Below are 6,722 nucleotides of genomic sequence, written 5' to 3'. Positions count from 1 at the left end.
AAATAAGCCAAAAATATATAAAGGTGAATAAAATCTTGTATATTTTCAACTTATTAAAAATATTCGACTTGATGCTAAAGTACCAGTTTATCATTCACATCTATACTTGAACTTAGGCTCTGTCTGAATATAAAAAGCATTTCTTACTTGTGCACTCCAATTTGCAAAGGCTGATCTCCATTCAGGAGTGTCAAAGAATTGATCAACAGTTTGAGTTTCAGAATGCCAAACTATAAATAGGTTGAGTGGCGCAATTCCTCCTGCCCAAATTCCATTATTTGCGTCAGTATCTTCTTCCCTTACTAATAATAAGGGGAGACCAAATTGGAAAGCCATTGAAGGTTCTACTTGTGAATAAACTGATCCTATCCAGAAAGGAGTGGATGGTGGAAGGGGTCCTGCATTGACGTCAACTGTTTGAATTTTAAAACGACGAAGGTTTACTGCCAACATTCCATAGCTTGATGAAACTAACCGACGAATATCAGTTAAAATGGATTCGGGATAACTTTCGCTTAAAGGTAATGTACGTGGAAAAAGTAAAGCACTCTCAATCTCTAAAATTAGACGGTCTAGAAACCGTTGTTGGTTGTCATTTAAATGAGTTGTCGTACTTAAAAATATGGGAATACGATAAGCACGGTCAATACACTCTTGGTATGCCGATGATTGATATACTTTTTCTTCCTTTAAAAGTTCATTTTTAGAATTTCTTGAGAAATCTGTGAGTAATTCTCCTTTATATTTCTTCACTTTCTCATCTCCTTTTTAATTAGTCTATGGAAAAAGATTAAGTGAGATTGGACAAACCACCGGATTTCTAAAAATTAGGACTTAAAAAAAAACTAATGATTTGGCCTAAATTCGAATCAAAGTAAAATAAGGGTGATTATTAATAAAAATCTAAGCGATATGACTGATTAGCAACCAGTCGCGATAATATTGGTTATTGAAATCTAAGATTATTTACATCAAGTTCTTCTTACTGGTAAAAAGTGTTCCAAACAACAATTATAGCAAAAATAACTGCAAGCAAAAGAGAATGAGATGAAAGATCTTCCTAATGTGTTTTGTAGGCTTTACAATTTTGAACCAATTCTTTATGACTACGATATAAAAGTCGAGTTTGTTATTGATACCGATACAGATAGAATTTATTCACCTTCTTATAAAGCAAACGAATCAAGTATAGCGGAGACAAAAGACACCTAAAATAGGTGTATTTTTTATGCATTGAAGAATATCTAATTCATATAGTGTCGAAAATATTTAATATGTCTAAGGTGCTTTGGAGTGGAATTATAAATGGAATATAAAGAAAATGTAAAAAAGTTGATTGACGATAATACCAATCATGCCCAAGAAATCATACAACAAAAAATTGAGATTTGGTCTAATCATGTAGTCTTTTCAGGTTTATGGTGGTTGGGGGTAGTGCTATCTATATTACCTTGGCTTATTTGGATAAAATACCGAAAAAAGGATAGTACCGACCGTATTTTATATGCTGGTTTTTTCGTAATGATTGTATCCCTTTGTTTGGATGTGGTAGGAGACCAATTTGGTTTTTGGCATTATAGATTTAATGTAATGCCTGTACTTCCAACTTATTTTCCTTGGGATGTTACATTAATGCCAATATCGGTCATGTTTATTCTGCAAATAAAACCTGATTTTAATCCAGTTATAAAAGCAATTTTGTTTGCACTTCTTTCTGCTTATATAGCCGAACCATTCTTTCATTGGATGGGAATTTATGTTCTGACTGGATGGAAATATTCCTATTCCTTCCCTATACAGATCATAATATATTTAATTGCACATTACATAAGTAGAAGAGAAAGATTTTCCCCGTTTTATATTAATAAATAACTTTCTTTATCGTTCGTTCTCAATATGTTATAGTGACTATGGGAGGAGGAAAATAGAATGGCAAGAAGTAAAGAATTCGAAGAGAACGTAGTATTAGACAAGGCGATGAAGCTCTTTTGGGAACAAGGTTATGAGAAGACATCCTTGAACGATCTGGTCGAGCATATGGGAATCCATCGCAGAAGTTTGTATGACACATTTGGCGACAAACATACGCTTTTTTTGAAAGCTATGGATCGATTTCGCGATAAAGTCAGTGCTGAGCTTTCGGGAGAAGTTAAACGCTCCAAGAGTGCAGCGGAGGCTCTTCAGTTTATTTTTAGTTTCATGATATATGGTGAAGAGAACTCTCCTTCAGGCTGTTTAATGGTGAATTCGGCGGTGGAATTGGCAATGCGCGATGCTGATGTGGATTCAAAGTCCACTGAATCGTTCACACTATCAGAGCAGCTACTCAAGGATATTATTCTGTGGGGGCAAGAAGAGGGAGAATTTACTTCAGAGTATAATGCCGGCGAACTAGCCGAACATCTGCATACTGTGTGTGTTGGGTTAAGGGTAATGACAAGAACCTCCATTTCCAAAGAAAAATTACACCGTATAGCCAATTTATCGATAAAACTTTTAGATAAATAGTTCCTATAAGAGAAAGTCTGAACTGTAGTAAAGCTTTCTCTTATGAAGATATCATTGCTTATGCATTTTTTAGAATGATTGTTCTCATATATGATTCTTGCCTTGCTTAAGCTCTCTCCATGAAGGGATTTTTCTTTTGTGTTTTTTAGAATGATCGTTCTTGTATGTGATTCTTGCCTTACTTAAAAATTTCTCAATATGAAGGGTTCATTCCTTTGTGCTTTTTAGAATGACCATTCCCATATACGAGACTTGCCTATGCCCAAAACTTCTCCTTTAGGAAATCATTACTTCCGTAGTTTTGAGGAGTAGGACATTTTGTTGTACCAAAATAAATATTAAAAGGAGTATATAAAAATGAAAATTTCTGAACAAGTCGTATTTGTAACCGGCGCGAACCGAGGTTTTGGACGCCATTTAGCACTTGAACTTCTATCCAGAGGGGCTAAGGTTTATGCCGGTGCAAGAAATCCGGAGTCCATTGACATTCCCGGTGTAATTCCTGTGAAGCTTGATATTACCAACCCTCATGAGGTAGCTGCAGCCGCTATGGTCGCTAAGGATCTTACGCTTTTGATCAACAATGCAGGATCGTCCACAGGTGCTTCTTTGATTGACGGTGATCTCGATGAAATACATTTGGAGTTTAATACGCATTTCTTTGGCACACTTTCCATGGTTCGAACCTTCGCACCGATTTTAGCAAATAATGGGGGAGGAACGATTCTGAATATTCTTTCCGCATTATCTTGGGTCAGTTCGGGAACTGTTGGCGCTTATACAGCTGCAAAGGCGGCAGAGTGGGCATTGACAAACGACCTACGTATAAATCTCTATCCTCAAAATGTGAGAGTAGCTGGATTACATGTAGGCTTCATGGAGACAGATATGACATCGAGCTTAGAAGTTCCCAAATCCAACCCTAAGGATATCGCAAAAATTGCTGTTGATGGATTAGAATCCGACAGCTTTGAAATTGTTGCTGATGACGTGAGCCGAAATATCCAAAGAGTTTTTGCTGGTGGTGTATCTGCGATATACCCACAACTCTCCTAATACAAATTACTAATACAGTGATTTGTCCAAGATTTCAAACAAAAGGTAAAAGGACACCCGTATACAACGGGTAACATAATTTGAAGAGGAGTGTACAAAAATGGATAAATTGTGGAGCAAAATGAAAATTGGAAATTTGGAATTACCTCATCGTTTAGCGATGGCACCAATGACACGTAGTAGGGCGCAAGAAGATGGTACACCAGGAGAACTAAGTTCCCTTTATTATGCTCAAAGAGCATCAATGGGATTAATTATTAGTGAAGGTACACAACCTTCTGATGATGGACAAGGTTACTTATGGTCACCTGGCATCTATACTGAAAGGCATATTGAAGGGTGGAAAAAGATTACGGATGCTGTGCATGAAGCAGGTGGATTTATGTATATCCAATTAATGCATGTCGGTCGTATGTCGCACCCTGACAATACACCACACCATCGTCAAGCAGTTGCACCATCTGCGATCGCACCTGGAGTAGAAATGTTTACTGCTAAAGGGATGCAGGAAATACCCGTTCCCCGCGAGTTAAGTGAAGAAGATATTCAAACGACAATTGCAGACTTCCGAAAAGCAGCATCTGCAGCTATTGAAGCAGGAGCTGATGGTGTTGAAATTCATGGTGCAAATGGTTATCTAATTCATCAATTTATCGGTGAAAATTCTAATAAACGAACGGATAAATACGGCGGATCAATTGAGAATCGTGCTCGCTTTGCTATCGAAATAACGAAAGCAATCGTTGAAGAAATTGGAGCAGAAAGAACGGGCTTTCGTATCTCACCAGGGGTACCTCTTGGTGGAATTGAAGAAGGTGAACAAGGTCCTGAAGTTTATCTCCATCTTGTAAAAGAATTAGCTCAATTCAATTTGGCTTACCTTCATGTTATGCATGTAGGAAACGAAACACTGCTCCATGAAATTCGTTCAGTTTGGTCCAATCCATTATTAGTCAATCGAGCTGGTCGAGCTCTAGAAAATATTAGTGTAGAAATTGATAATGGCGTTGCAGATATGGTACCAGTTGGTGTATGGTCATTAGCTAATCCGGATTTAGTAGAACGTCTCAAAAAAGGGTTTCCTTTGAATGAAGCAGACCGTACAACATTCTTTGGTGGTAACGGAAGCATGGGTTATACGGATTATCCTACGATGAAAGAATTAAAATCTAAAGAGGGGTAAGTATGGCTGTGAAGAATGGCGTACAACTGAAAAATTGTACGCCATTCTTTCATCAAAATTAGAAAATATGAGAAACAGCTGTCTTGATAATTAAAATAATAAAAGTTTGTGCCGTTTTTTTGGCTCAACATGAAAATCAGTGCTTGACGCGTGAATTAGGTGTATTTGCAGCGTTTGATGCATTCTTGGGCATATACCCCTTCAAGCACTGGTTTTTGTTTGGAGTCACTTACATTCAACGCTAGAGATAGCATTTCAATGAAAAAGCACCAAAAAATTGTAAAGGAAGAGGATGAAAAAATGAGAGCTGCTCAAATGCAGAAATATTCAAAAGAAGTTCAAGTGGAATTGAATGATGTTAAAATACCAGAATTTAATAGCCGGGAGGTACTCGTTAAAGTAAAAGCAGCAGGTGTTAATCCATTAGATATTCTTATTTTAAATGGAAGTATTCGAATGATTTCTGATTATGATTTACCACTAACTTTAGGAAATGAACTATCTGGAGTTATTGAGGCTGTTGGAAAAAATGTTAAGAACTTCCACGTTGGTGACCACATTTATACGAGGTTGCCAGTTAATCAAATTGGAGCTTTTGCTGAATATGCGGTCGTCAATGAAGATGCTATATCCATAATGCCTAAAAATCTATCCTTTATTGAAGCAGCCGCTGTTCCTCTTACTGCTTTGACTGCTTATCAAGCATTAAATGACGTACTCAATGCTCAGCCTGACAAAAAGCTATTTATCCCTGGAGGAACCGGCGGCTTTGGTGCTATGGCAATCCCCATCGCCAAATCAATGGGGTTATATGTTATAACAAGCGGCAGTGAAAGAGGTAGATCCCGTACACTGTCGATTGGCGCTGATAAATTCATAAATTACCATGAGGAAAACTATGCCAACATTTTATCTGATATAGATTATGTTATTGACACCTTGGGAGCAAAAGAGATAAAAGCAGAACTTGGTATTTTAAAGCCTCATGGGAAATTAGTATCATTAAAAGCCGTACCCAATTATCGCTTTGCAGTTGAAAATAATTTTCCAGTCTGGAAAAAGCTATTGTTTGGTTTAGTGGGTGCTCGTGTAGATTCTTTAGCACGTAAACATAAAAAGGTATATCACTTTTTATTCGTGCAAGCCAATGGCAGTCAATTACAAAACATCACTAACCTTGTTGAAAAAGAAAATATCACGCCCTCTATTGATTCAATTTATAATCTTAATGACATTAACAAAGCATTAATAAAAGTTTCTACTGGACACTCACAAGGTAAAGTTATTGTAACCTTCTAATCTAAAATTTAAGTACGTGGAAGAACTTTTGTAAACTATAAGGTGCTTTCCTTTTATAGTTCCAGCTACCAATAGGGTAGCTTTTTATTTATTTCGCAAACGGGGAGGTTCAATTATGAGATGACTCACAACTGAAAAAATTATTTTATTGACCTTCTTTGGAAATAAAACAGCACCCTTTTAAAGAGTGCTGGAAACCTATTATGGAAGTCCTATTTCTATTCAATCGATGAAGAATTTAACTTTGCTCCTTTAACCTAGCTCTACGAAGATAGAAGCCGTATATGAAACCAGTCATAATGTTAATAATCGAGAAGCAAATAAAAATATTTCGATAAACCATTTCCAAAGATAAACCTTCTTGAATGGTTATGAGTAATCCAGAAATAGTCACTCCGAGACCCGCACCGAAAAATTGCATTAATTGGACGATTCCTATCCCCGAACCAATTTGATTGATGGGCAAGATCCTTGTTATCTCGTTCGAAATACTCGAAGAAATTGCCGTAAAGCCAACGCTAGCAAACATATATATGAAAAGGATAAAATAGGGATTTGCAGAAGAGAACCATGCAAATAAGATTGAGGCACTTAATAACAATAACTGTCCAAAAATAATTAAGGGTGCATTCCCAAAACGGTCAATGAATCTTCCTATATATATGCCAGCAACCAT

Annotated in this window: 7 protein-coding genes; 5 read left to right on the top strand and 2 right to left on the bottom strand. The window is 36.8% G+C overall.

What is annotated here, in order from left to right; translation table 11 throughout:
• Window positions 1-90: 90 nt before the first annotated feature.
• Window positions 91-753, bottom strand: coding sequence for a hypothetical protein (locus V7659_RS31360; RefSeq protein ID WP_335543889.1), 663 nt, complete (start codon window positions 751-753; stop codon window positions 91-93).
• A gap of 552 nt (window positions 754-1,305) precedes the next feature.
• Between V7659_RS31360 and V7659_RS31355 the strand changes: the two genes are divergently transcribed.
• From V7659_RS31355 to V7659_RS31335, 5 genes are all read left to right on the top strand, one after another.
• Entirely contained in the window at window positions 1,306-1,872 is a 567-nt protein-coding gene (locus V7659_RS31355; protein WP_335543888.1) for a CBO0543 family protein, read from the top strand.
• A 57-nt stretch (window positions 1,873-1,929) separates the two neighbouring features.
• Window positions 1,930-2,508 (top strand): TetR/AcrR family transcriptional regulator, encoded by a 579-nt coding sequence (locus V7659_RS31350; protein WP_335543887.1) that lies wholly within the window; start codon window positions 1,930-1,932, stop codon window positions 2,506-2,508.
• 357 nt (window positions 2,509-2,865) lie between these two features.
• Window positions 2,866-3,564, top strand: coding sequence for an SDR family oxidoreductase (locus V7659_RS31345; protein ID WP_335543886.1), 699 nt, complete (start codon window positions 2,866-2,868; stop codon window positions 3,562-3,564).
• A gap of 100 nt (window positions 3,565-3,664) precedes the next feature.
• The gene (locus V7659_RS31340; protein ID WP_335543885.1) at window positions 3,665-4,747 is read left to right on the top strand and encodes an alkene reductase; all 1,083 of its coding nucleotides are present in this window, start codon (window positions 3,665-3,667) and stop codon (window positions 4,745-4,747) included.
• Between the two features lie 300 nt (window positions 4,748-5,047).
• A complete protein-coding gene (locus V7659_RS31335) occupies window positions 5,048-6,046 on the top strand; it encodes an NADP-dependent oxidoreductase (RefSeq protein ID WP_335543890.1) in 999 nt (332 codons plus the stop codon).
• Between the two features lie 238 nt (window positions 6,047-6,284).
• Here V7659_RS31335 and V7659_RS31330 read toward each other — a convergent pair.
• Window positions 6,285-6,722 (bottom strand): MFS transporter (locus V7659_RS31330; protein ID WP_335543884.1); only part of this gene is annotated, 438 nt, incomplete at its 5' end.

This window comes from Neobacillus drentensis (assembly GCF_036966985.1).
GTDB classification, from domain to species: Bacteria; Bacillota; Bacilli; order Bacillales; family Cytobacillaceae; genus Neobacillus; species Neobacillus drentensis_E.
This window is presented reverse-complemented; position numbering and strand designations above follow the sequence as displayed.